At 33.9% G+C, this 26,928-nt stretch carries 24 protein-coding genes; 3 read left to right on the top strand and 21 right to left on the bottom strand.

Annotation, left to right across the window (positions count from 1 at the left end; translation table 11 throughout):
* Window positions 1-4: 4 nt before the first annotated feature.
* The 18 genes from H7350_RS03435 to H7350_RS03520 all read right to left on the bottom strand — a co-directional run bounded on the left by H7350_RS03435 (window position 5) and on the right by H7350_RS03520 (window position 18,601).
* Complete coding sequence (locus H7350_RS03435; protein ID WP_204344469.1) at window positions 5-544, bottom strand: hypothetical protein; 540 nt, start codon at window positions 542-544, stop codon at window positions 5-7.
* 13 nt (window positions 545-557) lie between these two features.
* Window positions 558-2,120 (bottom strand): phage head spike fiber domain-containing protein, encoded by a 1,563-nt coding sequence (locus tag H7350_RS03440; RefSeq protein ID WP_204344470.1) that lies wholly within the window; start codon window positions 2,118-2,120, stop codon window positions 558-560.
* Window positions 2,121-2,129: 9 nt separating this feature from the next.
* A complete protein-coding gene (locus tag H7350_RS03445) occupies window positions 2,130-3,506 on the bottom strand; it encodes an MBOAT family O-acyltransferase (protein WP_338105755.1) in 1,377 nt (458 codons plus the stop codon).
* Between the two features lie 114 nt (window positions 3,507-3,620).
* Window positions 3,621-4,874, bottom strand: a complete 1,254-nt coding sequence (cysN, locus tag H7350_RS03450) for a sulfate adenylyltransferase subunit CysN (RefSeq protein ID WP_204344472.1) — start codon at window positions 4,872-4,874, stop codon at window positions 3,621-3,623.
* A gap of 15 nt (window positions 4,875-4,889) precedes the next feature.
* Complete coding sequence (cysD, locus tag H7350_RS03455) at window positions 4,890-5,795, bottom strand: sulfate adenylyltransferase subunit CysD (RefSeq protein WP_204344473.1); 906 nt, start codon at window positions 5,793-5,795, stop codon at window positions 4,890-4,892.
* Entirely contained in the window at window positions 5,788-6,390 is a 603-nt protein-coding gene (gene cysC / locus H7350_RS03460; RefSeq protein ID WP_204344474.1) for an adenylyl-sulfate kinase, read from the bottom strand. Before cysC ends, cysD begins: the two co-directional genes overlap by 8 nt.
* A 1-nt stretch (window position 6,391) precedes the next feature.
* Window positions 6,392-6,847 carry a DUF2061 domain-containing protein gene (locus H7350_RS03465; RefSeq protein WP_204344475.1) on the bottom strand — a complete coding sequence of 152 codons (456 nt, stop codon included), beginning with the start codon at window positions 6,845-6,847 and terminating at the stop codon, window positions 6,392-6,394.
* 8 nt (window positions 6,848-6,855) lie between these two features.
* Window positions 6,856-7,665, bottom strand: coding sequence for a 3'(2'),5'-bisphosphate nucleotidase CysQ (gene cysQ, locus H7350_RS03470; protein ID WP_204344476.1), 810 nt, complete (start codon window positions 7,663-7,665; stop codon window positions 6,856-6,858).
* A complete protein-coding gene (locus H7350_RS03475) occupies window positions 7,643-8,689 on the bottom strand; it encodes a GDP-L-fucose synthase family protein (protein WP_204344477.1) in 1,047 nt (348 codons plus the stop codon). The genes cysQ and H7350_RS03475 overlap by 23 nt, the downstream gene beginning before the upstream one ends.
* Before the next feature lie 180 nt (window positions 8,690-8,869).
* Window positions 8,870-9,988, bottom strand: a complete 1,119-nt coding sequence (gene gmd / locus H7350_RS03480) for a GDP-mannose 4,6-dehydratase (protein WP_204344478.1) — start codon at window positions 9,986-9,988, stop codon at window positions 8,870-8,872.
* A 99-nt stretch (window positions 9,989-10,087) separates the two neighbouring features.
* Entirely contained in the window at window positions 10,088-10,948 is an 861-nt protein-coding gene (gene rfbD / locus H7350_RS03485; protein ID WP_204344479.1) for a dTDP-4-dehydrorhamnose reductase, read from the bottom strand.
* On the bottom strand, window positions 10,938-11,489 hold the full coding sequence (gene rfbC, locus H7350_RS03490) for a dTDP-4-dehydrorhamnose 3,5-epimerase (protein ID WP_204344480.1): 552 nt from the start codon (window positions 11,487-11,489) through the stop codon (window positions 10,938-10,940). Before rfbC ends, rfbD begins: the two co-directional genes overlap by 11 nt.
* 2 nt (window positions 11,490-11,491) lie before the next feature.
* Entirely contained in the window at window positions 11,492-12,355 is an 864-nt protein-coding gene (rfbA, locus tag H7350_RS03495; protein ID WP_204344481.1) for a glucose-1-phosphate thymidylyltransferase RfbA, read from the bottom strand.
* Window positions 12,356-12,401: 46 nt separating this feature from the next.
* Window positions 12,402-13,454 (bottom strand): dTDP-glucose 4,6-dehydratase, encoded by a 1,053-nt coding sequence (gene rfbB, locus H7350_RS03500; RefSeq protein WP_204344482.1) that lies wholly within the window; start codon window positions 13,452-13,454, stop codon window positions 12,402-12,404.
* Window positions 13,444-14,502: a hypothetical protein gene (locus H7350_RS03505; protein ID WP_204344483.1), complete on the bottom strand. Its 1,059-nt coding sequence runs from the start codon at window positions 14,500-14,502 to the stop codon at window positions 13,444-13,446. The genes rfbB and H7350_RS03505 overlap by 11 nt, the downstream gene beginning before the upstream one ends.
* 9 nt (window positions 14,503-14,511) lie before the next feature.
* On the bottom strand, window positions 14,512-16,203 hold the full coding sequence (locus H7350_RS03510; RefSeq protein WP_204344484.1) for a DUF6909 family protein: 1,692 nt from the start codon (window positions 16,201-16,203) through the stop codon (window positions 14,512-14,514).
* A 29-nt stretch (window positions 16,204-16,232) separates the two neighbouring features.
* Window positions 16,233-17,735 carry a GH3 auxin-responsive promoter family protein gene (locus tag H7350_RS03515; RefSeq protein ID WP_204344485.1) on the bottom strand — a complete coding sequence of 501 codons (1,503 nt, stop codon included), beginning with the start codon at window positions 17,733-17,735 and terminating at the stop codon, window positions 16,233-16,235.
* Complete coding sequence (locus H7350_RS03520) at window positions 17,735-18,601, bottom strand: M23 family metallopeptidase (protein WP_204344486.1); 867 nt, start codon at window positions 18,599-18,601, stop codon at window positions 17,735-17,737. The genes H7350_RS03515 and H7350_RS03520 overlap by 1 nt, the downstream gene beginning before the upstream one ends.
* 115 nt (window positions 18,602-18,716) lie before the next feature.
* Between H7350_RS03520 and tatA the strand changes: the two genes are divergently transcribed.
* A complete protein-coding gene (gene tatA, locus H7350_RS03525) occupies window positions 18,717-18,905 on the top strand; it encodes a twin-arginine translocase TatA/TatE family subunit (protein WP_204344487.1) in 189 nt (62 codons plus the stop codon).
* A 53-nt stretch (window positions 18,906-18,958) separates the two neighbouring features.
* Here the strand turns inward: tatA and H7350_RS03530 are convergent, their stop codons facing one another.
* The 3 genes from H7350_RS03530 to H7350_RS03540 all read right to left on the bottom strand — a co-directional run bounded on the left by H7350_RS03530 (window position 18,959) and on the right by H7350_RS03540 (window position 22,875).
* Window positions 18,959-19,933, bottom strand: coding sequence for a DUF4837 family protein (locus H7350_RS03530; protein WP_204344488.1), 975 nt, complete (start codon window positions 19,931-19,933; stop codon window positions 18,959-18,961).
* A 20-nt stretch (window positions 19,934-19,953) separates the two neighbouring features.
* Window positions 19,954-21,552: a LysM peptidoglycan-binding domain-containing protein gene (locus tag H7350_RS03535; RefSeq protein WP_204344489.1), complete on the bottom strand. Its 1,599-nt coding sequence runs from the start codon at window positions 21,550-21,552 to the stop codon at window positions 19,954-19,956.
* A gap of 135 nt (window positions 21,553-21,687) precedes the next feature.
* Window positions 21,688-22,875 (bottom strand): phosphoglycerate kinase, encoded by a 1,188-nt coding sequence (locus H7350_RS03540; protein ID WP_204344490.1) that lies wholly within the window; start codon window positions 22,873-22,875, stop codon window positions 21,688-21,690.
* Window positions 22,876-23,027: 152 nt separating this feature from the next.
* Between H7350_RS03540 and H7350_RS03545 the strand changes: the two genes are divergently transcribed.
* Both H7350_RS03545 and H7350_RS03550 read left to right on the top strand, forming a co-directional pair.
* Window positions 23,028-24,173: a DNA polymerase III subunit gene (locus H7350_RS03545; RefSeq protein ID WP_204344491.1), complete on the top strand. Its 1,146-nt coding sequence runs from the start codon at window positions 23,028-23,030 to the stop codon at window positions 24,171-24,173.
* Between the two features lie 51 nt (window positions 24,174-24,224).
* A complete protein-coding gene (locus H7350_RS03550; protein WP_204344492.1) occupies window positions 24,225-26,900 on the top strand; it encodes a GEVED domain-containing protein in 2,676 nt (891 codons plus the stop codon).
* The last annotated feature ends 28 nt before the right edge of the window (window positions 26,901-26,928 follow it).

Below are 26,928 nucleotides of genomic sequence, written 5' to 3' on the forward strand. Positions count from 1 at the left end.
GAGTTTACTCGGTAATAAATGAGTTAATTACCTTTCTTCTCAATATTATTGTTGGTGTATGCGTACCATCTACTTTGTTTGTTTTTATTGTATTGGTTAACGCGTCGAAGGTAATGTGCTTATTGAAAGCAAAATAGTCATTTAATTCATCTCCAGTGGATGCAGATATCGCTTTGTCTCCATAAGACACATCGATACTTTTAATTTGAACTTCTTTAAATTCAGCATTTCCAAGACTGATAAAAACTTCTTGAGAAATATTATCAGGATCAAATTTAGCAGTAATTCTATCAAACCCTGTGCTTGGTGAAACTTTTTCAGTAATATGAATATTCTTTGTTTGTAATTCATCAACAACAATATTATTCATCATAATTTTAAAGACATCATCCTTATTGGTTTTAAAATGAAGTGTCATTACAAACGATTTTTTCTCTTCTTGGACTTCAGTGATTTTTTGAGTCTCCTGCTCTTGCTCTTTTGGACTATTATTGCATGTAAAACACAACATAGCTACTACTGAAATAAATATAATTTTTTTCATTATAATTTTATTATTAATTAACTTTTTCAAACCTTAACGTATTCGGCACAAAATATATATTACCACTAGTATGTGTTGGAGCTTCCCATCTAATAACTTCTAATGATTTATCTGTAGGACCACAAATTACATTTACACTATTTGACTGAACTTTACCAAAAAGAGTACATCTAAACCAACCGTCTCCCAGCGATTCTATTTGTGCCTTTTCATTAGTAAAATCACCATTTTTAGAAACACCATCAACAATACCTTTGTCTAAATTGAATACTGCATCGACTCTATTAGGATAAACCCCCTGTATTCTTAGTCCGAAATTACTATTATTATCTCCTTTTTTGACGACTAAACTTACCTTATGTAATTCGCCTTTTAGACTTTCTCTTTTAGATATTAAATATGCGGTTTGATCAGCAACAGACCTACTGACTTTATAAACCTCTTGATTTTGATGTTGAAATTCAGACGGTTCTAAATTCACCCTTATTGTATTCCAATGTGTTAAACTAATAGTGGATTGTACAGGTTTAGCAGGTATTGGAATCGAGTCTTTTTCAATTTGAGGCTTTATAGTTTCAGTATTAATTACAACAGGTATGTTTGTTTCCTTCGTAAGGATGTCTAAAAACATTGGACCTGCTTTTTTTATTCCAAATTTATTGAGATGTACCAAATCACTAAAATCATCGTAGTCCAAGTTTAACTCGTTAAATGACGTATTCAAATTCACATAGGTGACATTTTGAGCCATCAATAAATTTTCAATGTATTTGAAAAACCCAAAGTCATTTTTTTCATATAACATGTTAATTGATGGCGCCGTTACAAAAATCACTTTCAGATTGAGTTCTGAACATTTATTAACAATATCTAAAATTAAGTTTTCATATTCCTGACTCAATTTATACGCTTTGGCATTAGCAATTTGTGTTGGATATTGAGCAGCCATACCTTTTAGGTTTTTTCTCAAATTTCGTTTTTCCTGATTCAATTTTGTTGATACAAATAATTCGAATCCATTTGATTTTCCAGCCTTTAAAACTTTTAATCTGTTATGCGTTTGTTCAATGTTTTCAGGTAATTCATTATGAAATCTAACAGTCGGGCTTAGTACTTTAGGATAATCTTCGATCGAATAAAATTTCTTCAGAATTTTAAAGTAATCGGCAGAGAATTTAACTTCATCCAAAGCCGCCATTTGTAAAAACTTTAAACGTTCGGTATCATAATCCTTAAACTGCCAAGGTGAAATACCAACAATTAATGCTTTATTTGGTTGTAAATCTTCATTGTCGATAAAATCAAGAAAAAGTCTTCTCGTAATCGAAAAATGTTGCGCCGAGCTTCCTATGTTTAGACTGTTAGTCCCCAAAATACTATCAAAAGAACGAGTGTCAAATGATCGAGTGGACAAGGAGTTGCCCATATAGATAAAATCATAATCGACTTCTTTATCTTTTAACTTATTGTAAGCTTGATGAAACAGTTCATCTTGCACACAAAATCTATCGATAAAGCCTATAAAAGCTATAGCGATAATGATAAAAATAAGTGCTTTAGAATATAATTTTAGCATTTCTTTTTTTTAAAATTGAAAGTATATGAACTGAGATTTATCTTCGTTACCATACATTCCGAACAATACTATTGTCATAAAAATCACGACATAAACACTCCATCTAAAAAATATAGATTGTTTATTTAAAAGTGATACTATTTTTAATCTATTGTGATAGACTTCAAAAACCAATAATAATAAAATAAAAATTAACAGGATGATAAGGTTACCTTGACTTAGCCCCATATCGTATAGTCGATCTGTAAATATTACAGTAAAGTTATTATTAAAACTATTCTTGATGAGTGTCGAAGCCGTTTTAAAAGTATCTGCTCTAAAGAAAATCCAGGCAAAAACTACTATAGAAAATGTTATTAAAGAAAAGAATAACTGATTTGAAAAATTGTCTTTGTCTAAATTAAGCTTAGCAAATACTTTTTTTCTCAGTTTGTATGTGGCTTTTTCAAGAACAATAATTACTCCATGAATAGCTCCCCAAATGATAAAATTTAGTGCAGCACCATGCCATAATCCACTTACTAAGAACACAATAAATAAATTAGCATAGGTTCTATACTTTCCCTTTCGGCTTCCGCCTAATGGAATGTAAACATAGTCTCTAAACCAAGTCGATAATGAAATATGCCATCGTCTCCAAAACTCGGTAATTGATCTTGAAAAATAAGGGCTGTCGAAATTCTTCATCAAATCAAACCCCATTGTTCTGGCTGCTCCGATAGCTATATCTGAGTATGCTGAAAAATCGCAATAGATTTGAAAGGCAAATAAAATTGTTGCAAGTACAACTTCTATCCCTTGATAGTCTGCTGGGTTATTGTATACTTGATTCACAACTACAGCAGCCCGATCTGCAATGACCATTTTCTTAAACAGACCAAAGGCCATTAGCAATAAACCAGACTTTATCTGTTTATAGTTGAATGTATATGTTTTATAAAATTGAGGCAATAAGTGTGAGGCTCTTTCAATTGGTCCTGCAACTAACTGAGGAAAAAACGAAACGAAAGCGAAAAAAGACAACCAGTTTTTTGTTGGTTTGAGTTGGTTTCTATAAATATCAATCGTATAACTCAGTGTCTGAAATGTATAAAAACTAATTCCTACCGGAAGAATAATATTCAACGTTGATATTTCAAGGTCTTTTCCAAATAACTTAAATCCTTCTACAAAGGATTCAATAAAGAAATTTGTGTATTTGAAGTAAACCAGAAATCCAAGATTGACAAACAGACTTACTAAAAGCAGCCCCTTTCTTTTCTTTTTATTTTCTGTTTTATATAGTTGTTGTCCAACAATGTAATCGACTAAAGAACTTATCGCAATTAAGCCTAGAAAACGCCAGTCCCACCATCCATAAAAAAAATAACTTGATACTAAAATCAAGCTATTTCTCAACGTTAAGTTTTTAGATACTACCCAGTATAAAGTAAAAACAATAGGAAAAAATATTGCAAAATCTATAGAGTTAAATAGCATCCTTAAACCACAAAATAAAGATTAAACAATCATTCCTGCTGCAACCGTTTCGTTAGTTGCATCGTCTATAAGTATAACACTTCCGGTAGTTCTATTTTCTCTGTAAGAATCAACCATAAGCGGCTTGGTTGTTCTTATCTTTACTTTGGAAATATCATTCATTGTTAGCTCTTTATCTTCAGTATTACGATCTAAGCTTTCAATATTTATTTTATAAATAACCTCTTTTATCATCGCCTTCTGTTCATTACTTGTATGGCGTATGCTATATTTTGCTCTTGGTTTGGCTGGATTATTATGCAACCAACATAACATGACTTCGATATCCTGAATAGGTTCGGGCTTGTTGTTTGAGCGTACTATCATATCACCTCTACTAATGTCAATATCGTCTTCTAAGGTGATTGATACAGACATTGGTGCATGCGCTTCTGACAAGCTTTTGTCTAGTGTATCTATCGATTTTATTTTTGAGGTAAAACCTGAAGGCATCACAGTAACATCATCTCCTACTCGTAAAATTCCACTAGCAACTCTTCCAGCATAACCTCTATAATCTCTATGGCTTTCACTTTGTGGTCTTAATACCGTTTGAACAGGAAATCTTGCATCAACTTTATTAATATCACTACTAATATGCATCGTTTCTAAGGTGTGCAATAGCGGAGCGCCTTGATACCAATCCATGTTTTTTGAGCGATTAACTACATTATCGCCATTAAGTGCACTAATTGGAATAAATCGAATGTCTTGTACTAATAATTTGGAAGAAAACTCTTCAAACTGATGAATCACTTTATTGTAAGCATCTTCAGAATAATCTACCAAATCCATTTTGTTTATACATACGATAACATGAGGGATTTGCAACAACGACGCTATAAATGAATGTCTTTTGGTTTGTTCAATAACACCATGTCTGGCATCTACAAGAATTATAGCTGCATTTGCTGTTGAAGCTCCAGTAACCATATTTCGTGTATATTGAATATGTCCTGGTGTATCTGCGATGATAAATTTACGTTTAGGTGTTGTAAAGTATCTGTATGCAACATCTATAGTAATTCCTTGCTCTCTTTCGTCTTTAAGTCCGTCTGTAAAAAGTGCTAAATCGACACCTTCATGGCCTTTCTTTTTACTTGTGTTCTCAATAGCCTGTAATTGATCTTCAAAAATAGACTTAGAATCGTATAATAAACGTCCTATTAATGTACTTTTCCCGTCGTCAACACTTCCTGCTGTTGTAAAACGTAATAATTGATTATTATCTAACATTTGTAGTTTCTTTTTTTAAAAATATCCTTGACGTTTTCTATCTTCCATTGCCGATTCTGAACGCTTATCATCACTTCTGTTTCCACGTTCTGTTTGACGCATTCCAGAAACTTCATCTGCAATTTTTTCTAATGTATCTGCATCAGACTCGATACCTCCTGTAATAGTGATATCACCAAGTGTTCTAAATCGAATTTTCTTTGTTACAATTTCTTCATGATCCTCTAATACTAAAAATTCAGAATTAGGAATCCAGCTATCTTGTCTCCAAACCACTTCACGTTCGTGAGCAAAGTATAACGAAGGAATGGCTATGTTTTCTCGTTTGATATAGTTCCAAACATCCATTTCTGTCCAGTTACTTATAGGAAAGGCTCTAAAATGTTCACCTTCAAAATGTCTTCCGTTAAAAATATTCCAAAGCTCTGGTCTCTGGTTTTTAGGATCCCATTGTCCAAAATCGTCTCTGTGTGAGAAAAAACGTTCTTTAGCTCTGGCCTTTTCTTCATCTCGTCGTCCTCCACCAATAGCACAATCAATTTTATTAGATTCGATAGCATCTAAAAGTGTGGTAATTTGAAGAGCATTTCTAGTTGCATTTTTTCCTTTTTCTTCAGCTACGCGTCCTTCATCTATGGACTCTTGCACAGAACCTACAATAAGTTGAACTCCTAAATCAGCAATAATATCATCTCTAAATTTTATCGTTTCAGGAAAGTTGTGTCCTGTATCAACATGCATTAGCGGAAATGGTATTTTTGCAGGATAAAATGCTTTTTTAGCCAAATGCGTTACAAGTATGGAATCTTTTCCTCCCGAGAATAAAATCACCGGATTGTCAAACTGTGCCCAGACTTCACGTAAAATAAATATCGCTTCGCTCTCTAATTCGTCTAAATAATTTAAATAGTACTTACTCATTTTTGAGTTGTAATTTTGGTGTTATAAAATCAACGATTCGTTTTACAGAATCTTCTATAGGTTCATTTTCTGTTTTAATTTCAATATCAGGATGTTCTGGAGCTTCATAAGGCGCAGATATTCCGGTCATATTTTTAATTTCTCCCGCTCTGGCCTTTTTGTACAGTCCCTTTACATCTCTTCGTTCACATTCTTCAATGCTGGTATTGATATAAACTTCGACAAAGTTAACATCTTTAACGATAGTTCTAATGTTCTCTCTATCTTTTTTATAGGGTGAAACAAAAGCTGCTAAAACCACTAAACCTGCGTCTATCATTAAATTAGATACTTCGGCAATACGTCTTATGTTTTCAGTTCTGTCTTCTGGAGCAAATGAAAGGTCGTTATTAATCCCTTTTCTTATGTTGTCACCATCTAATGAATAGGTGCTTATATTTAAATCAAACAATGCCTTTTCAACTAAGTTTGCAATTGTTGATTTACCAGAACCTGAAAGGCCTGTGAACCAGATTAAAAATGAATTATGATGATTAGCTTCTAGTCTATCGTTTTTTGAAACCTGATAGTTATGCGGTATGATATGTTTAGCCATATTATTTTTTTTTACCGAAAAAAAAGTGTCTAATTCTACCTAAAGGTAATTTTAGCCATAATCTTTCATGTAAATAATAAAGTGCGAATTTCGTAAATAATTCTGTAAGTGCAATATATAATGCAATTTGATCAAAAGATTCTAATACAGAACCTGAAATAATGAAAGTCATTGTCGTTGCAATAACACGCCAGGAAATGGTTTTTTGTAAGGTTTGTTTTTTGGTAACTAACTTATTGAAGAGAATTTTTTGCCAAACCCTTTCGTGAGCATAATACACAAAAAACTTTATTAAAAACTCAATAGACCCAATCTTTATGGCACTTTCAATACTGCAATTGCCAGTTAAGCACGTGATAAGTAGAACCACTAAGATGGTATCAGTCGTGGCTACAACTCTCCATGAGATGCCTTTAAGAAGACTTCTGATATGGGACTCTTGTTTGTATGTATTCATATATCAGGTTAGTTCTTCGACACTATAAACCACGGATTTAATAGGTTTTCTTTATTATAAAGCAGTGGTTTGTTGGTTTCTTTAGATATTACATCAATTCCAACAGCATTGCAAATGGCTTGACCAGCAGCAGTATCCCATTCCATGGTTGGTGCAAATCTAGGGTAAATATCTGCATTTCCTTCAGCGACAAGACAAAACTTAAGCGAGCTTCCTTTTGAAACTATTTGCACCTCTTTTCCAGTCGCTTTTAATTGCTCGACGAAATCTAAAGTCTCCTGACTCATATGAGATCGACTCCCAACAACTTCAACAATCGTAGTGCCTTCTTTCGGACTAAGTGGCTTCGAGTGCTTTACAACCTCTTCAAATGTCGCATTATGAGTATCTAGCTCAGCTTTAAATGTCTTGTTTATTGTGACATCAGCATAATACAAGGTTTTAATTGCAGGCACATAAATAACACCTAATTGAGGAACGCCATTTTTTACTAATGCTATATTTACAGTAAACTCTCCATTTCGTTTGATAAACTCTTTAGTTCCATCAACAGGATCTACAATCCAGCAAGTTTCCCATTCTTGTCTTACAGCATAGTCTATTTGTTTATTTTCTTCACTAATAATAGGAATTGGAGTGGGCTGTAAAAACGAATTAATAATATCGTTAGCCTTTTTATCAGCCTCTGTTAATGGTGATTTATCATCTTTAAGTTCAATATTAAAAGCCGTGTCATACACCTGCATGATCACCTCTCCTGCTTTTAAAGATGCTTCTATAGCTGTTTTTAAATTCTTATTTGTTTCGATACCAGTCATACATTTCTTTTATTCCGTTCTCTAAATTCATTTTATATGTCCAACCTAATGCCTTGAGTTTTGACACATCTGTTAGTTTTCTTAGTGTGCCATCTGGCTTATTGGTATTGTAGTGCAATTCTCCTTCAAACCCAATGATTGTTTTAATGGTTTCAGCCAGTTCTTTAATCGAAATATCTTCACCTGTACCAATATTGATATGTGTATTTCGTATCTCTTTACTACCTTCGGAAAACGTATCTTTAAAATCTCTGTTTTCCATAATGAATACACAGGCATCTGCCATGTCTTTAGACCATAAGAATTCTCGTCTAGGTTTTCCAGAACCCCAGATTTCAACTCCTGAATCTGATACGCCAAATGACGATAAATATGTTTTTGCCTCTTCTATACTAGAAAACCCTGTGTCTGATAAGACCTCATCATATTGATTTTCATGTAACAGTTTTGCTAAATGAATTTTTCTAATGAGCGCAGGAAGTACATGCGATTTTTCTAAATCAAAATTATCATTCGGACCATAAAGGTTCGTAGGCATTACAGAGATAAAATTAGTCCCATATTGCAAATTATAACTCTCACACATTTTAATTCCTGCAATTTTTGCAATTGCGTAAGGTTCATTTGTATACTCTAACGTATCTGTAAGAAGATAATCTTCTTTCATAGGTTGCGGTGCATTTTTTGGATAAATACACGTGCTGCCAAGAAATAATAATTTTTTCACATTATGCTTGTAACTTTGATGAATTACGTTGTTTTGAATCATCATGTTAGCATAGATGAAATCGGCTCTGTAGACATTGTTAGCTACAATTCCGCCTACTTTAGCTGCCGCTAAAAATACATACTCTGGTTCTTCAGATTTAAAAAACTCAGCAACTTTAGATTGATTGGTAAGATCTAATTCTTTATGTGTTCTGGTTACAATGTTTGTATATCCTTTTTGCTGAAGGTTTTCTAACAATGCACTTCCAACGAGACCTCTATGACCTGCGATATATATTTTTGAGTTTTTATTCATTAGTATCTGAAATATAGGATTTAGAAATTAATACTTGATTAGATTCTAACTTGCCTTCAATAATATTAATTTTCAAATTATTGGATGAATTTCTTGTTTCACCAACCAAACCTAATTCACTATCAGGTTTGCATTAAACTTGATTACTTATTAATACTCATGGAAGCTTTTTAAAGGTCATTATTCAAAGTAATTTTTGATTCTATAACCACCATCTTTAAGATATTGCTGCTTTTGCATTAGTTTTAAATCACTAGACATCATATCTTCTACCAGTGCTGGTAAATCATATTTAGGAACCCAACCAAGCTTTTCTTTTGCTTTGGTAGCATCTCCAATCAGTAAATCTACTTCTGTTGGTCTAAAGTATTTTTCGTCAACAGCAACAACTTCTTTACCAATTTCAATTTGATAATCTGGATTGCTACACGATTTTATATATCCTTTTTCATTTGAACCTTCGCCTTTAAATTCAAGTTCAATACCAACATGCTCAAAACACATTCTAACAAAATCACGAACTTTAGTAGTTTTTCCGGTTGCAATAACCCAATCTTCTGCGGTATCTGCCTGAAGAATCATCCACATCATTCTAATATAGTCCTTAGCATGTCCCCAATCTCTTTGAGCATCTAAGTTTCCTAAATAGATTTTATCCTGAAGTCCTAAGGCTATTTTAGACGTTGCTCTGGTAATTTTACGGGTTACAAAAGTTTCACCTCTTATAGGTGATTCGTGGTTAAATAATATCCCATTACATGCATACATTCCGTAAGCTTCTCTGTAATTAACCGTAATCCAGTAGGCATACATTTTGGCTACTGCATAAGGGCTTCTTGGATAAAATGGCGTTGTTTCTGTTTGCGGTACTTCTTGAACTTTACCGTACAATTCAGATGTAGATGCTTGATATATTCTGGTCGATTTTTCTAAACCTAAAATTCTAATTGCTTCCAAAAGTCTTAATGTTCCTACACCATCAGCATTGGCAGTATATTCTGGTGTTTCAAAAGATACATGCACATGACTCATCGCTGCAAGATTATAAATCTCATCAGGCTTTACATCTCTAATAATTCTAATAAGATTTGTGCTGTCTGTTAAGTCGCCATAGTGTAAGAAAAAGTTTTGGTTTTCTTCATGAGGATCCTGATATAGATGATCTATTCTGTCTGTATTAAATAAAGACGATCTTCTTTTAACTCCGTGAACAATATACCCTTTCTTTAATAAGAATTCACTTAAGTAGGCTCCATCTTGACCTGTAACTCCTGTAATTAATGCTACTTTTTTCTGCATTTTTTCTGTTTAAAACTTTAAAATAATCTATTCCTTAACCTGTTTAATAATCTGCAAATGTATGATTTTTGTTGGTATTTTTCATCTCAAATAAAAACCTTAATCATAAGTTAAGCTTTTAAGAACATCATCAACGCTATCTTGCCACCTATTAGGCTCTTGTTTTGTTAATGAAATAACCTTGTCATTACTTAAAACGCTGTATATCGGTCGACTAGCTTTTGATTCGAAAATTGGAGTGGGAATTACTGCCGAACTTCTTTTAAAATACTGTGCTATATACAACCCAACATCGAACCAGGTTGTTTCTCCTATAGCTGAAAAGTGATATATCCCGTACGCTTTTACCCTGTTGGTTATTAAGAACATTATGAAATTGGATAAATCAACACAGCTTGTTGGAGTCCCCTTTTGAGTTGTGATGATACGCAATTGATGCCCTGACTTTAATTTACTGTAAACTGTTTTTATGAAGTTTTTATTAAACTTCGAATACAACCAAGAGGTTCTGATTATAAAATAGTTGGAAAGATTAGATTGGATATGTTCTTCGCCTAAGCGTTTAGATTTTCCGTAACTATTAATTGGATGAGTTGGGTCATTTTCTTTATAAGGTGTTGTACTGTTTCCGTCAAAAACATAGTCGGTAGACATATGAATCAATACGGTATTATGAGCTTTACAGGCTTTTGACAAATAGGCTACGGCATGCGCGTTGACCATCATGGCCTTGTCAGTTTCGGTTTCAGCTAAATCGACATTAGTATACGCTGCACAGTTCACACAAAAATCAATTATGTTGTCTTTAAAATAACGCTGAATCTCTTCTTGATTTGTGATATCCAGTTGAGACTTTTCTAAAAAGGTAAACTCTATTGCTTCTGCAAACCTACCAGAAATTTCCCTGAGAGTCTTACCTAGTTGACCGTTAGCTCCAGTGACTAAAACTTTACTTCTCATTCAAATACGTAGATAATGTTGGTAATGCTTTGTCTTTATCTGAAAGAATGATGTCTTCATCTGAAATTCCCCAGTCGATATTTAAGTCTTTGTCATTGTAAATGATACCTCTTTCGGAGTCTTTGTGATAAAAATTATCACACTTATAGTTGATAACTGTATGAGGTTCTAATGCTATAAAACCATGAGCAAAACCTCTAGGAACGAATAATTGTTTTGCGTTTGTTTCAGATAATTCTATACTCAAATACTGCTTAAATGTTGTGGAATGTTCTCTTAAATCGACCACAATATCGCGTATGCTTCCTTTAACAACTCGCACTAATTTTGCCTGTGCATGGATACCTTCCTGAAAATGTAATCCTCTTATAACATTTTTGCGGGACGACGATTCGTTATCTTGAACAAAGCTGATGTTCTGGTCTGCTATGTCATTAAACTGATTTTGATTAAACGATTCAAAAAAATAGCCACGTTCATCCTTAAAAACTCTGGGTTCAATAATAAAACAATCTTTGATAAACGTATTGGTTCTCTTCATGCTTAGCGCTCTAAAATATTCAATAAATGTTTACCATAACCACTTTTGATAAGGGGTTGTATTAAAGCATTAAATTCTTCTTTATTAATATAACCCATTTTATAAGCAGTCTCTTCAATAGCTCCAATTTTTAAACCCTGTCGCTCTTCTATCACCTGAACAAATTGAGACGCCTGCATTAATGAGTTAAATGTACCTGTATCTAACCACGCTGTCCCTTTATCTAATACACTTACTTTTAACTGTTTTCGTCGTAAATAGGCTTTATTAATATCGGTTATTTCTAATTCACCTCGATGACTAGGTGTTATGCTTTTAGCAATGTCTATTACCGAATTATCATAAAAATAAATACCTGGTACGGCAAAATTTGATTTTGGTTTTTTGGGTTTTTCTTCTATAGAAATAGCATTACCATTAGAATCAAATTCGACCACACCGTAACGTTCTGGATCATGAACATGGTAGGCATAAATGATACCACCTTCAGGGTCATTATTGGCTTGTAATAATTCTTCAAGCCCAGTTCCGTAGAAAATATTATCGCCTAATATGAGTGCAACTTTATCATTTCCGATAAAATCTGCTCCAATAATAAAAGCTTCTGCTAAACCCTTAGGTTCGTCTTGAACAGCATACTGAAAATTGCATCCAAAATTTTTACCGTCACCTAATAACTTTTGAAATAAGGGTAAATCGTTAGGTGTTGAAATGATAAGAATGTCTTTAATTCCTGAACTCATTAAAGTTGATAAAGGATAATATATCATTGGCTTATCATAAATAGGCATAAGCTGCTTACTTACGGCTAATGTTATTGGGTGCAGCCTAGAACCGGTGCCTCCTGCTAATATTATTCCTTTCATAAAATTATAGTTTTAGAGTATAACAACAATACTATTGTTTTTAAACTCAGCTGTATTGCTTATCATAATACGATTGATACGCGCCACTAGTCACATTATCAAGCCAGTTTTTATTATTCAAATACCAATCTATTGTTATTTTAAGTCCTTCCTCAAAAGTAACAGATGGTTGCCATTGTAACTCATTTTTGATTTTGGTGGCATCAATTGCGTATCTCAAATCATGACCTGGACGGTCTTTGACAAAGGTTATCAAGCTTTCAGAGTGTCCCTTTTCTCTTCCTAATACCTCATCCATTTGTTGACACAAGTGCTTGACTAAGTTAATGTTTTTCCATTCATTAAAACCGCCTATATTATAGGTTTCACCTGTCTGGCCTTTATGAAAAACGGCATCAATTGCTCTAGCATGATCTTTAACATATAACCAGTCTCTGGTATAATTACCATCGCCATAAAGCGGTAATGGTTTATTTTGAATACTATTATTTATAAATAGTGGAATTAACTTTTCAGGAAATTGATTTTCACCATAATTATTTGAGCAATTCGAGATAACATAAGGAATCTTATAGGTTTCGCCATAAGCTCTGACAAAATGATCTGAACTTGCTTTGGAGGCCGCATAAGGCGAGTTTGGATCGTAAGCAGTTGTTTCGGAAAACAAACCCTCGTGTCCAAGTGTACCATAAACCTCATCGGTGCTTATATGGTAAAATAACTTTCCTTCGAAATCGTGTTTCCAACATGCTTTAAAAGCGTTTAATAACACAATTGTACCAATCACATTTGTTTTAACAAAAACCAATGGATCACTTATAGATCTGTCGACATGAGATTCTGCAGCCAGATGAATAACGCTATCAAACTTATATGTTTGGAAAAGTTTATTAATAAATATTTCATCTGTTATATCGCCTTTAATAAACGTATAATTAGAGGCTGATTCAACATCAGAGAGGTTTTCCAGGTTGCCTGCATAAGTTAAGGCATCAAGGTTAACTATTTTATATTCAGGATATGAATTGACAAATAATCTTACAACATGAGAACCTATAAAACCAGCTCCTCCAGTAATTAAGATGTTTTTATTTTTCATAGTTTTTAACAAAACGTATAGCATTAATAGCTATAAAGATAAGCATCATAAATACCAATGCTAAAGCAGGTAAAATCAAAGAATAGCGTTTAGACAAATCATTTGATCTTAGTCCTATTTCAGAAAAATCGGAAAGCACATCATAATACACGCTTTCTTCAATTTTAAGCTGATCTAAAACTCGAATGGAGTCTCTCAAACGAAGTTCACTTTGAAATAAATCAAATTCTCGTGTAGGTATTCGTTCTTGAGTTAAAGGCATGAAACCTTCCATACCGATTGTAACTGCACCTTTTTCAGATTCTTTATTTAGTATTTTGATATATAATGCCTGAAGAGAGTCTATTTTTCTTAGATTTCTTAAATAGGTCTCCTTTTTCACTACCAGTGTAGAATCTCGTATTCGCATTCGTTTTTGAGAATATTTATTTTTACTAAACTCGGTATCAAATCCATTGGATAGCTTTTTAAAAACATCTCTTTTGCTAGCTTCAACTTTTACACTAAATAAATCACTAGAGTATAAATCCCTATTATCGACAAAATCTTCAAAACTAACATCTTGCGCTCTGACACTATCTATAGATTTGATGTAGCTATCATATTGAACAACCAGATCATTTTCAGTTTCTGGACCTATTTCAATTTCAAATCCTTTTAATGTCCTGGCTTCGTCTTCAGAAATTTCAAAAATGGTAGAAAGTTCTCCAAGGTTTTCACTTTCTAATAAAGAGTTATAATAGTCAATATTACTAACTAATTGGTATTTTGATTCGAAATAAGGCTTTATTAACATCTCTGAGTAATAAAGCGGTTCTTTCATTTTCTCTATACCAAACCCAATTAACAAACTTCCTAAAAGCACAATAGCAATGAGTTTAAAATTGTCTATAACGGCTTTTAATAAATATATTATATACGAAAAAATGCCTTTGAAAATACAAGATATAAAACCAAATATTTTATCAAAAAACCTTCCAATTGCATTAAACAAAACCCCTAAATCTACTTCTTCATTTGGGTTGTTATTAGGTAAATTTTCACTCATGTCGTTATATTAGTTATTAAATATTTGTTGTAATATTTTTCTGGTTATTAAGTATGTTGGTTTTACACCTGATGTTCCTAAACCTCCTGAGGCTAATGTGCTTCCTGTTTCTAACGGATTATCACTTGCATAATAGGCATATCTTACTTTAACATCGGGATTTATACTACCTCTAACTTTAGAAGCTGCTTGAATTGCTTTTTGATAGTGTGCTCCTTCCATTTCTAATCCTATCACATTCCATGTCGAATTGTAGAAGAATTTCAATATTTCCTTGTTTTGTAAGGATGTGCCTAAAACAGTAATCATAGAACCTTCATACACATCTACTCCTTGATTATTTAAATCGGCTTTGCATAATTCGTTTTCGAACGGATAATTATCTGCTGTTCCTTCAAAAATATGAGCAGAAGGAATCATAATGTCGCCTTTGCCACCTTCCAAAATTCCAGCTTTACCCATAATTGAAACAGATTCTACATTGAGATGTACTTTCTCACCATCAACTTTTATGGGCTTGAGAAGCTCATCGATTGTTTCATAAGCCTGTTCTCCAAAAGCATAATCCATAACAAATATGACTGGCTTTTCTGCTTTATCGAAACCATCACCTACTTCAATATCTGTTAAAGAAAAATCTATTTTCTCTGTATCAAAAATTTGAACATCAATATTGGTTCCTGATGTGTCCTTAATATAAGTCATCCCTCTCTGCAACGCTACTTGAGTGATTTTATTGCGTAATGCTTTGTTTTCTTTCTGGCTTATCGCTTCGTATACTTCAAAAATGTCTTTTTTTGAGGTCATCGTCTTTAACGCGATTGGAGCAAATATAGAATTCATAACGCTATGCATATTGGCGCTAATTACGTGTATTGGGCGTTTTAAAAGGTTGTTGTCATTCAACACGGCTTTTATATTATCTGCCCAAATTTCACCATGAATATGGTGTCCTAATCGCTCTCTTAATACAGGACTAAATGTCACTGTACGTTTATTATTATTTATAACCTCTTCTATAGCTAGTTTTCCTAACCAATACACAATATGAAGTAAGCGTTCGGGTTTGGTTTTGGTGGTAAACAACGCATGCGCATTGGTAAGTTCTTCAAAGGTTCTTCCTAAAATATTTGCGGTATGTGTAATCGCAATTTCGCGCTCTTGTTGCGTGAGTTTCTTTTTAGAGAGTACCGCTTTTTCTAGCTTAATCCAATCTCTTGTGGTTGTTCCTTTATCATCAATTAAAACACGCTTACTTATTTTATGAGATTCTACAAAGAGAAAGGTAAGATGCGTTAATATGTCATAAATTTCAGAGCGACCCCTTGTGATTTCGATGTTCATTTGCTCATCATCAATACGGTAGCAGTTACGACGTCGTTTTGGAGGTATGATTGGTTTGAAATGTGAATTTCCATAGCCTTCATCACTTGTTAAATTAATAAATGAACACTCTTCAATTCCTTCTGGAAGTCTATCTATAACATATAGTAACCCTTCTAGCTCTGCCTTTTCTTCTGAAATAGAGCCATAAATTTCTGGTCTTAATAATAGTAAGGATTCTCTTAGTGTTTCACCAGAAACACCCATCGGTTTATAAAAACCACGATTGAACAAATGACGCATTGTAATGTACATTCTTTCAATGGCATTTGAACTTTCTTGAGCCCTTGTTCTTTCGTGAATTTTCTTTTTATTCATTCGCATAAGGTTTGCGAACAAATATAGTATTATTTCGTTAATTTCTGAGTGTATAACGCATCAGCGATTTTTCTATCGTTAGATAGTCTCGGAATCTTATTTTGACCGCCTAATTTACCGATGGATTTCATATAGTCCTGAAAGCCATTTTTCTTCACAACTGTAATTTGAATTGGTTGTAGAACCTTGCCAATAATTAAATCATAATAATAGCTGTTTTGTTGTTGCATAGAGGCGTCAATACGTTGTGCTAAAGCTGATATATTGTCGGGTTCATCTTCAAATTCAATAAACCATTCGTGAAAGGGAAGTCCAGACTCTGGATTAATTTGTGGCGCTACGGTAAACTCAGACACACTAATTTGAGTTGATGCTGTTGCATCCCGAAGTGCATATTCGACTTCTTTTCCAATAACATGCTCACCAAAGGCAGAAATAAAATGTTTGATACGCCCAGAAACAATTACTCTGTAGGGCTTGATAGATGTAAACTCAACGGTATCTCCAATATTATAGGCCCAAAGACCTGCATTGGTTGAGACAATCATGACATAATTCACTCCAAGTTTAACGTGTTCAATTGTAATACGCTTAGGGTTTTTATCAAAAAACGTATCGGCTTCTATAAATTCATAAAACATTCCTGAATTTAACTGCAATAGCATTCCTTTTTCGTCTTGTTTATCCTGATAAGCAAAAAACCCTTCGCTGGCAGGATAAAGCTCTATACTGTCAACTTTTCGACCGATAAGGTTTTCAAATTTAGAACGGTAAGGCTCGTAATTAACACCTCCAAAAATAAACAGGTTAAAGTTTTTAAACACATCACCTACCTTCTGCCCTGTTTTACTTTGTATTTTTTCAAAATACATTTGTACCCAAGATGGGATTCCAGAAATCACAGTCATATCTTCTGGTAATGTTTCCTCAACAATAGCCTCAACTTTGGTTTCCCAATCGTCAATACAATTGGTTTCCCATGACGGCATTCGGTTTTTTTGAAGATATTTAGGGACATAGTGTGCTACAATTCCTGATAAGCGACCTAACTGTACTCCGTTTTTATCTTCTAAAATTGGACTTCCTTGTAAAAATATCATTTTCCCATCAACAAATGCGCTATTACCTGTTTCGGCGATGTACATCAAAATTGCATTTCGAGCTGCCTCAACATGTGTCGGCATACTTTCTTTGGTTAAAGGAATGTATTTTGCTCCAGAAGTTGTTCCAGAAGTCTTAGCAAAATATAAAGGCTTTCCTTTCCAAAGTATATTTTCTTCACCAGCAACCACTCTATCTACATAAGGTTTAAGTGCTTCATAATCTCGAATTGGCACTCTGTCAATAAAATCTTGATGCGTCTTTATAGATTTAAAATCATGGTCTTTACCAAATTCTGTATGAGACGCTTCTTCGATTAATTTTAGAAATACTTTATTTTGCGTTTCAACGGGTTTATTTGACCATTTGAGAACAGATGTTTTTACACGTTTTGCAAAGAGCTTTGCTAGTAGTGGTTTGAGAGCTAACATTAATTAAAGTCTATAAAATTTGTTGGATTTACAGGGTAACCTCTGTTCCATAATTCAAAATGTAAATGCGGTCCTGTTGTCAACTCTCCAGTATTCCCTGTCATTGCTATAACCTCACCTGATTTTACTAAATCACCTTGTTGTTTGGTTAATGACGCGTTGTGCTTATATACGGAAATGAGCTCATAACTATGCTCGATAATAACGACATAACCTGTTTCTGCTGTCCACTCTGCAAAAATAACTGTGCCATCAGCTGTAGCTTTAACAGGAGTATCTTTTGCAACAACAACATCTACAGCATAATGTCTATCTTTAATATTGTAACCTTCTGAAATGGTCCCGTTTACTGGAGGAAACAACACAAAGTTAGATGATGAAATCGTAGATTCAAATACATTATACTTGTCTTCTTTATCAACTAAATCCCTTAAAAGAGAATCTTCTTTAGTCGGTTTTAAATCTAAGTTACTCGCATCAATACTTGATGCGTCAATAATAGAATCTCGGTTAAAATCTACGGTACTCACATCGCCAGTTAATACTTTTTTAATCGAAGCATAATACTGCTCGTTAAGGTTGATAACCTGCTGTAATGAGTCGGTTTTATAATTTAATACTGTAGCTTGTTTTTTTAAAGCCGTAGACGAATATCCAGGAATATATTCTTTAAGCGATGTAAATGCGATTAAAAAAATGGTACCTGCAATCAATATAATTGTTCCTAAAGATAGAATCACAAAAACATTAAGACGTGTTAATTTTATTGCAAATCGTTCCTCAAAAGTATCTTCGTTTAAAACAACCAAACGGTATTTGTGAAGTAGTTTTTTAGAGAATTTTTTGTCTTTATCTTTTGTTGCCATAGGAATACAAAATTAAATAAAATAAGCCCAAGTTTTAAGCGCTACTCTTAAAGTTTGTGATTAAACGCTTATTTTGAAGTTTAATTATTAACTTTGCAATTCAAATTTAAACGTTATGATAGCATCAGGCATATTTTTAGCTTTTGGAGCATGGCAAATTGCTTTAATCGTAGTTGTCGTCTTATTATTGTTTGGAGGTAAAAAAATCCCCGAACTAATGAGAGGTCTTGGTAGTGGTATTAAAGAATTTAAAGATGCCAGTAAAGAAGAGGATACTTCAAAAACCACAAACGATAAAGAATAGTTTTAGATACTATTCAATAAAAAAAAGAGACGTGATAATCACGTCTCTTTTTTTTATTGTATTGCTATAGATTTTATGATGGACTCTAGTTCAAAGATATAATCTCGTTTGGCTATAGACGGAGCAAAAACATAACCTTCAACGATAACATATCGGTTATTCACTTTGTCTTCGATAGCATAGTTTATGAATGGCCCAGACATGTAAGCGTTTTTCAAATCCCAAAGTCCTCTGGTTTCATAACTCGCTTTATTATCAACAATCACTTCATTAATAAAGGGAGTAAAAGCGGGTTCGGTAGACATATAAGTGCCTTCTAAAGCGCCTTCGATGTGAATTTTCCCAACAGAATCTCTTACTCTTACAACATCAACAACTGCACTATCTCCTTTTCGTATAGCCGAAAATGGAACCTCATATACCATAAGGTCTACATTTCCAGTTTCAATATCTCTACGAATCCAGAAAAAATCGTCTTCAGCTTTAGCGATTCTATAGGCCGAAGGAAATTGAAGTGAAACACCTAAAGCTTCTTTTAACTTTGAGTCATCAAATAGTGATTTACTTGTACGTCTTTGTCTTTCGGTAACTTCAGTTTTTTTGAAAGCATCAATAATCTTTTCGGCATTAGCGTTAATTTGATCTATAATTTCTGCATTTGTCTGACCAGAAATTACAACCATAGTTTGCGGTCTTGCATAAGCATCTGTCGCTATTTTTGTAGCAGCTTCTTTGCCTTTTTCAATCTTTAAAACTGTTCTGTTTTTTTTAGCAAACCCTGTGAAGACAGCAGGAGGCATTTGACTCATTGTAAACTGTGCTTCTTCGTTTGATAAGCCTTCAACAGGAGCTGCAAGAACATCTCTTACAACATCTCCAACCTTATTCTCCCAAAGTAGATTATCGGCAACAACAACAATACTATTTATATTTCCGGAGGATGCTGAAACATAGCGTTGTTCTTTTTTATCGTTGCAAGAAAAAAATAGTGTAATAATTAGCAGAAGAGTTAATGAGTTCTTTATCATTTTTTTAGAATTTGATTCGCTTACTTTGAAACAACTAAGGTCATTCCAATTTTTAGTTTATTACTGCTAATATCGTTCCAATCTTTAATATTCTGAACTGAAACTCCAGGAAATTTTTGAGATATGCTCCACAACGAATCTCCTTTTTGTACTCTATAGGTTGATTTTCCTTCGGTATTAATTACTTTTTTAGCGGCCTTTACAGACGCTGTTGTTCCTGTAGTTGCTGGCTTTCTTGGATAAATAGTTAAGCGCTGACCAATTTTTAAATTATTACTCCTAAGTCCGTTCCATTGTTTGATCTGACTAACTCTAACACCATATTTTCTGGCTATTTTTCCTAGATAATCACCAGATTTAACACGATACCTTACTTTGCTATCCGAATCAAAAAACTGAGGTAACGGCTTTTCGCGTTTATTCAACTCTTCATCAACGATAGCATAAATCTGGTTTTCATTAGTTACAAATTTACCAACCGCTTCTCTTGGTAATCTTAGTGTATAATTTTCGCCTTTGATATAAGGAATGATGTCTAATTTATACGATGGGTTTAAAAACTGAAGTTGCTCAATTGGAACATCAACCAATTCTGAAACCTGATCTAGTGTGATCATTTTTTTGACATGAATCGTATCGGTTTCGACATAATGGTAATTGGGTCTTTCAACTTTAAAACCGTGTTCTTCGGCAAATTCAAAAATATACATCGTGGCTAAAAATGCTGGAAGATATCCTGCTGTTTCACGAGGAAGATGCTTTCTGATATTCCAATAATTTTCATAGCCACCAGAACGACGAATCGCTTTAGTAACATTTCCTGGTCCAGAATTATATGCTGCCAAGGCTAAATCCCAGTCTCCAAAAATTTTATATAATCTTGCTAAATATTTACTGGCTGCCTCAGTAGATTTTATAGGATCACTACGCTCATCAACATAACTGCTTACATTGAGTCCATACTCCTTACCTGTTCCAAACATAAATTGCCATAAACCCGTTGCACCAACTCTAGATCGAGCCCTGGGTTTAAGTGCAGACTCAACAATGGCTAAGTATTTTACCTCTAAAGGAATGTCATAATTGTCAAGTGATTCTTCAAACAGCGGGAAATAATAATGACTTAAAGACATTAAACGAGACATTGAATTTCGACGATGCTTTAAGTAAGATTTGATAACACTTTCTAATGAAGTGTTGTATTCAATATTAAATGGAGTTCTGGCATTAAGCCGCTTTAACCTTGCTTTTAAGGTGTCTGTAGACAACTCAGGATAATCTACAGGCTCGTATTTTAGCTCTGAAACAGATTGATAAATCGTATCAAATAAATTATTACTGTACAGTTCTTCGAGCCATTTTTTATCAATTTCACTGGCGAGTTTATGATCAACTAGTGTGTTTACAGCTGTAGAATCAGGTTTAGGTTTAATGTTGAGGTGCGCTTTAAAATACGTTTTACCATCAATGATGGTATCAACTACATAAGTTTGGCCTTCAACAAAATCGGTTTCTGTTAGCCTTTCAGTTTTAGTGACCTTTGGTATAGAATCCTGACTAAAACATAAAAATGTACATAACAAAAATCCAAAAGTTAGGAGTATTAGCTTCGGGTTCATTGGTTAAAATATTTAACTATCATAACGATAGGTCAGCTAAAATCGTATTTTTTTGGCTAAAATGAAAGTTTAACAAGACAATTTAACAAGAGTTGTAAGATTCTTCTGAAATGTAAAAACTGAGATTATATTCTTTTATTCTAAAATTGCAGCAATTCCAGGAAGTGTTTTACCTTCAAGGCTTTCTAGCATAGCGCCTCCACCAGTACTGACATAACTCACTTTATGTTCAAAACCAAATTGTTTGACGGCAGCTACTGAATCTCCTCCTCCAACAAGAGAAAATGCTCCATTTTTAGTGGCTTCGGCGATTGAATCTCCTAGAGCTATTGTTCCACTAGCAAAATTTTCCATTTCAAAAACACCTAACGGACCATTCCATAAAATGGTTTTACATTGCATCACAACATCATGAAAATTAGCTTTAGATTTCGGACCTGCATCCAATCCTTGCCAACCATCAGGAATAGTTGTTACATCCATCACTTGTGTATCTGCATCATTACTAAATGCATTTGCAGCTAAAACATCTACAGGTAGATGAATTTGAACATTTTTCTCTTTTGCTTGTTTCATGATATCAATGGCAAGATCCATCTTATCATCTTCACATATCGAATCTCCAATACGTCCACCTTGAGCTTTAATAAATGTAAATGTCATTCCGCCTCCAATAATCAAATGATCTACCTTATCAAGTATATTTTCAATGATGGTTATTTTAGAAGACACTTTAGCGCCACCAAGTACTGCTAAGACAGGTTTTTCTCCTGTTTTCATAACCTTGTCAATACTCTCAATCTCTTGTGCCAGCAAACTTCCGAAGCATTTTGCATCTGGAAAAAATTGTGCAATAACTGTTGTTGACGCATGTGCTCTATGTGCTGTACCAAAAGCATCATTTACGTAAATATCTCCAAGTTTAGACAAGGATTCGGCAAAATTTATATCGCCTTGCTTTTCCTGGTCATGAAAACGTAAATTTTCTAATAATAATATTTCACCAGGTTTAAGGTTTTCTGCAGCTTCTTCAGCTTTAGGACCAACACAATTGTCGACGAATTTAACAGAAACTCCTAAAATATTTTCTACTTTACTAATGATATGCTTTAATGAAAATTCATCCTGAACTCCTTTAGGTCGTCCTAAATGAGACATTAAAATGCAACTACCTCCATCTTCTAAAATTTTTATAATCGTAGGTTTTGCTGATACAATACGTGTGGCATCAGTAACTTCAAAATTTTCATTTAAAGGCACATTAAAATCTACGCGGATTAATGCTTTTTTGGAGTCAAAATTGAAGTCGTTTATGGTTTTCATTTGTAGCGTTTTTATGTGGTTTAAAATCAAATTTTTATAAAATATAATCACAAATGTAACAATAAAATAATCTGATAAAAACTGTTTTTTTACGAAAACGATTGCAGTAATAAGATACCTATACATTTAAAAAAAATATGTAGGTTTGCTTTATGTTATTTTCGGAAATATTAGGACAAGAGCATATTAAAAATCACCTTACTAAAAGTGCTGATTATGGACGTATACCTCATGCACAATTATTTGTTGGTCCTGAAGGCTCTGGAACACTTCCAATGGCAATAGCTTATGCGCAATATATTTTATGCGGAAATACAAACGGAAATAATATTGAAGGAAATGAGGCTTGCAACTTAAAATTTAAAAACCTCTCACATCCCGATTTGCATTTTGTTTTTCCGGTAGCAAAAACCGATAAAGTCAAAAGTCATCCTGTCTCCAGTCATTTTATGGAAGAATGGCGTCAGCTTATAGAAAAGCAGCCCTATGGGAATTTATTTGATTGGTATCGTATTCTAGGAATCGACAACAAACAAGCGCAAATAGGTGTAGACGAGGCTCATGATATTGTTAAAGCTTTAGCACTAAAATCCTATGAAGGAGGCTATAAGGTTATGCTTATTTGGATGGCTGAAAAAATGAATAATTCAGCAGCCAATAAACTTTTGAAGCTCATTGAAGAGCCTCCAAACAAAACTATTTTTATCCTCATTACTGAAGACGAAGAGCAAATTATAAATACGATTAGGTCTAGATGTCAAGTACTGCATTTTCCGCCGCTAGCTGAAGAGGTTATTAAAGCAGCACTAATTAAAAATTATCAAATACCTGAAGTTGATGCTGTTAAAATAGCGCATCAAGCTAATGGTAATTACAATAAAGCATGTGATATTGTTTATAGCGATAGTGAAGATACACAGTTTGAAGAGTGGTTTGTATTTTGGATTCGTTCAGCATTTAAAGCTAAAGGGAATAAAAGTGCTATTCATGATTTAATTTCTTGGAGCGAAACCATAGCCAAAACTGGTCGTGAAACTCAGAAACAATTTTTACATTTCTGTCTTGATTTTTTTAGACAAGCGCTACTATTAAATTATAAAGCTGATGATTTGGTATTCATGGAACCAAAAACGAGTTTCAAATTAGAAAAGTTTGCGCCTTTTGTTCATGGTAATAATATTATGGATATTTCAAACGAGCTTCAAGATGCCATTTATCATATTGAACGTAACGGAAATTCTAAAATCATTCTTACAGATTTATCTATTAAATTAACACGGTTACTACATAAAAAGTAGGATATTTATATGCTCAACTTGTTGAGTCACTAACCACTAACCCATACATACATGAAAATCAACATTCATTTCATATTTTGTTTGCTTTGTTTTACTAATTTATCGGTTTCCCAAAGCACTCAAAACGAGACATCCCCATTAACTTGGGAGCAACAATTAGAATATCGATTTGTGCCTAGCATTGCAGATCAAATTAAAAACAACACATTTATTGCCGCTGATTTGTTAAGCGATAGAGAAAAACTTGGAAGACCCAAATTATGGTCTGGTAATAAGGTGGTTCCAGGAAAGGGCTCACAAGGTCCAGATCAACTTGCTCAATTACAAAGAAACGCACCTCAGCAACAAATGAGGTCTACGAATTTGGTTTTTGACTCTACAACAAATACTGCAACACCTTCAGACCCTACAGGAGCTATTGGTTTAGATTTTTATATTGCGTCTTGGAATACTGCCTTTCAAATTTTTAATAGAGATGGTTCACCTGCAGCTGGAATGCCTAATGCAGCTGACCTAGCTACTGTTTTTGGTGAAAACCCAGGAGATCCAATCGTACTTTATGATGCTGCAGTAGATCGTTATATATTAACACAGTTTTCAGGAAACCCAAACGGATTTAGTATTGCAGTTTCTCAAACCAATAATCCGGTAACTGGTGGATGGCATGTCTATTCATCTTCAGCTTTTCAAACGGGAGCTTTTCCTGATTATACTAAATTCTCAATTTGGTCTGATGCCTATTATATTACTGCAAATATTGGTGGTGGCAACGGAAATGTTTGGGCTATAGAAAGAGATAAAATGCTTGTTGGTGATCCTACTGCGAGTATACAAGCTTTTACTGCTCCCGGACTCGTAACAAGCGGTTTTTTTAGTCCGCAAGTATTTAATGTTGGTAACAGTGATTTACCTGCAACTGGTAATGCTACTATGGTATACATGCAAGATGATGCCTGGGATGGTGTTGATGATGACCACTTAAAATTATGGACGATAAATGTTGACTGGGTTACACCTGCCAACTCTTCAATATCAACTCCTATAGAAGTTCCGGTTACAGACTTTACTGGTGTTTTTGATGGTGGAGGTTTTAACAATTTACAACAACCAAACGGCATTAGTATTGACGCTATGCAAGCCATAATCATGAATCAGGCTCAATTTAGAAAGTTCGCTACGCATAATTCAGTAGTATTCAATTTTGTGGTTGATGCTGGTGTGGGCGAAAAACTAGCTGCAGTACGTTGGTACGAATTAAGACAAGCAGGTGATGGTCAACCCTGGTCTATTTATCAGGAAGGAACTTATATTGCTCCAGAAGGCAGACATGCGTTTGCAGCGAGTATGGGTATGGATGCTACAGGAAGTATCGCTATGGCTTATAGTTCGGTTAGTACAACCGAAAGTGTATCACTACGCTATACAGGACGCTTTGATGGTGACCCTCTCAATGTTATGACTGGTATTGAAGAAATCATTGTTCAAAGTAATACCGATAATCCTACAACTAGATATGCTGATTATTCACATTTAACTATCGACCCATTAGATAATGAGACATTTTGGTTTACTTCAGAATACTTCAGAAATGGAAACCGAAGAGATGCTGTTGCTTCATTTCAAATAACTGCTCCGCTTCCAAATGATGTTGGGATTACTGCCATCACTACTCCTGAAAATGGCGTACTATCTAATATGGAAACGATTACAGTTACCGTTAGAAATTTTGGTGAAAACGAACAGTCAAATATTCCTGTAGGCTATACTATTAACGGAGGCACAGCCATAAATGAAACCTTTGCAGGACCTATTGCTGCTGGCGAAACAGCATCTTATGTTTTTATACAAAATGCTGACATGTCAATTAATGGACAAGATTATGAAATAACGGCATTTACAGGATTAACTAATGATGATAACACTACTAATGACAGCTTTACAAAACTAGTGACAAATGCTGTAGTATATTGTGAACCTTCTGCTACCATTTCTTGTTTTGTTGATGGTATAAAACAATTTATACTTGCCGACATTTCTGTAGATGATGGTGGTGATGGCTGTAATACATCTGGTGCTTCTCAAGGTTATGCCGACAGAACAGACCAAATGACTAATTTAGATAGTAATGCTGGAAACAATGTGTACACTCTACAAGCACAAACCAACTGGAATGGCGGTGCAAATATTGAAGCTTTATCAGTATGGATTGACTTTAATGATAATGGTACCTTTGAAGATTCTGAACGTTTAATATCAGGAGCTTTCTTTACTGCTGTAGATGCTCTGGTAGATTTCACTCTTACCATTCCAACAGATGCTGCATTAGGAACCCATGTTTTAAGAGCTAAGGCAATAGATACCTCAGCTAATGGTGATATTTTAAACCCTTGTAGTGACTTTAGTTATGGGGAAGTTCAGGATTATTCAGTAACCATTATTGATAGTTCTTTGAGTTTACCTGAAATTGATCTGAATAATTCAGAGTTTTCAATTGTAAGTCATCCTAATAATCAATTTGAAATCATATTAAAAACCCCAATCAATGATACATTAAATCTTAGTGTATACACAATTGGCGGACAAATATTGACTTTTAATAATATTGAAAAAGAATCAAACGATGCCTATAGATATGAGTTAGACATGTCGTATGTTTCTAGTGGTGTTTATGTTGTAAAAATTGGAAGAGGCACAGTCTTTAAATCAGCTAAGATTATTGTAAAATAACAGTGTCATACTTAAAAAAACAGAGCGG

The sequence above is a fragment of the Psychroserpens algicola genome, from assembly GCF_014526325.1.
Taxonomy (GTDB): domain Bacteria; phylum Bacteroidota; class Bacteroidia; order Flavobacteriales; family Flavobacteriaceae; genus Psychroserpens; species Psychroserpens algicola.

What these genes read in the sequence shown, in the direction of transcription:
- H7350_RS03435 (WP_204344469.1), bottom strand. Translation starts at nt 544, where the DNA reads ATGAAAAAAATTATATTTATTTCAGTAGTAGCTATGTTGTGTTTTACA.
- H7350_RS03440 (WP_204344470.1), bottom strand. Translation starts at nt 2,120, where the DNA reads ATGCTAAAATTATATTCTAAAGCACTTATTTTTATCATTATCGCTATA.
- cysN (WP_204344472.1), bottom strand. Translation starts at nt 4,874, where the DNA reads ATGTTAGATAATAATCAATTATTACGTTTTACAACAGCAGGAAGTGTT.
- cysD (WP_204344473.1), bottom strand. Translation starts at nt 5,795, where the DNA reads ATGAGTAAGTACTATTTAAATTATTTAGACGAATTAGAGAGCGAAGCG.
- cysC (WP_204344474.1), bottom strand. Translation starts at nt 6,390, where the DNA reads ATGGCTAAACATATCATACCGCATAACTATCAGGTTTCAAAAAACGAT.
- H7350_RS03465 (WP_204344475.1), bottom strand. Translation starts at nt 6,847, where the DNA reads ATGAATACATACAAACAAGAGTCCCATATCAGAAGTCTTCTTAAAGGC.
- cysQ (WP_204344476.1), bottom strand. Translation starts at nt 7,665, where the DNA reads ATGACTGGTATCGAAACAAATAAGAATTTAAAAACAGCTATAGAAGCA.
- H7350_RS03475 (WP_204344477.1), bottom strand. Translation starts at nt 8,689, where the DNA reads ATGAATAAAAACTCAAAAATATATATCGCAGGTCATAGAGGTCTCGTT.
- gmd (WP_204344478.1), bottom strand. Translation starts at nt 9,988, where the DNA reads ATGCAGAAAAAAGTAGCATTAATTACAGGAGTTACAGGTCAAGATGGA.
- rfbD (WP_204344479.1), bottom strand. Translation starts at nt 10,948, where the DNA reads ATGAGAAGTAAAGTTTTAGTCACTGGAGCTAACGGTCAACTAGGTAAG.
- rfbC (WP_204344480.1), bottom strand. Translation starts at nt 11,489, where the DNA reads ATGAAGAGAACCAATACGTTTATCAAAGATTGTTTTATTATTGAACCC.
- rfbA (WP_204344481.1), bottom strand. Translation starts at nt 12,355, where the DNA reads ATGAAAGGAATAATATTAGCAGGAGGCACCGGTTCTAGGCTGCACCCA.
- rfbB (WP_204344482.1), bottom strand. Translation starts at nt 13,454, where the DNA reads ATGAAAAATAAAAACATCTTAATTACTGGAGGAGCTGGTTTTATAGGT.
- H7350_RS03505 (WP_204344483.1), bottom strand. Translation starts at nt 14,502, where the DNA reads ATGAGTGAAAATTTACCTAATAACAACCCAAATGAAGAAGTAGATTTA.
- H7350_RS03510 (WP_204344484.1), bottom strand. Translation starts at nt 16,203, where the DNA reads ATGAATAAAAAGAAAATTCACGAAAGAACAAGGGCTCAAGAAAGTTCA.
- H7350_RS03515 (WP_204344485.1), bottom strand. Translation starts at nt 17,735, where the DNA reads ATGTTAGCTCTCAAACCACTACTAGCAAAGCTCTTTGCAAAACGTGTA.
- H7350_RS03520 (WP_204344486.1), bottom strand. Translation starts at nt 18,601, where the DNA reads ATGGCAACAAAAGATAAAGACAAAAAATTCTCTAAAAAACTACTTCAC.
- tatA (WP_204344487.1), top strand. Translation starts at nt 18,717, where the DNA reads ATGATAGCATCAGGCATATTTTTAGCTTTTGGAGCATGGCAAATTGCT.
- H7350_RS03530 (WP_204344488.1), bottom strand. Translation starts at nt 19,933, where the DNA reads ATGATAAAGAACTCATTAACTCTTCTGCTAATTATTACACTATTTTTT.
- H7350_RS03535 (WP_204344489.1), bottom strand. Translation starts at nt 21,552, where the DNA reads ATGAACCCGAAGCTAATACTCCTAACTTTTGGATTTTTGTTATGTACA.
- H7350_RS03540 (WP_204344490.1), bottom strand. Translation starts at nt 22,875, where the DNA reads ATGAAAACCATAAACGACTTCAATTTTGACTCCAAAAAAGCATTAATC.
- H7350_RS03545 (WP_204344491.1), top strand. Translation starts at nt 23,028, where the DNA reads ATGTTATTTTCGGAAATATTAGGACAAGAGCATATTAAAAATCACCTT.
- H7350_RS03550 (WP_204344492.1), top strand. Translation starts at nt 24,225, where the DNA reads ATGAAAATCAACATTCATTTCATATTTTGTTTGCTTTGTTTTACTAAT.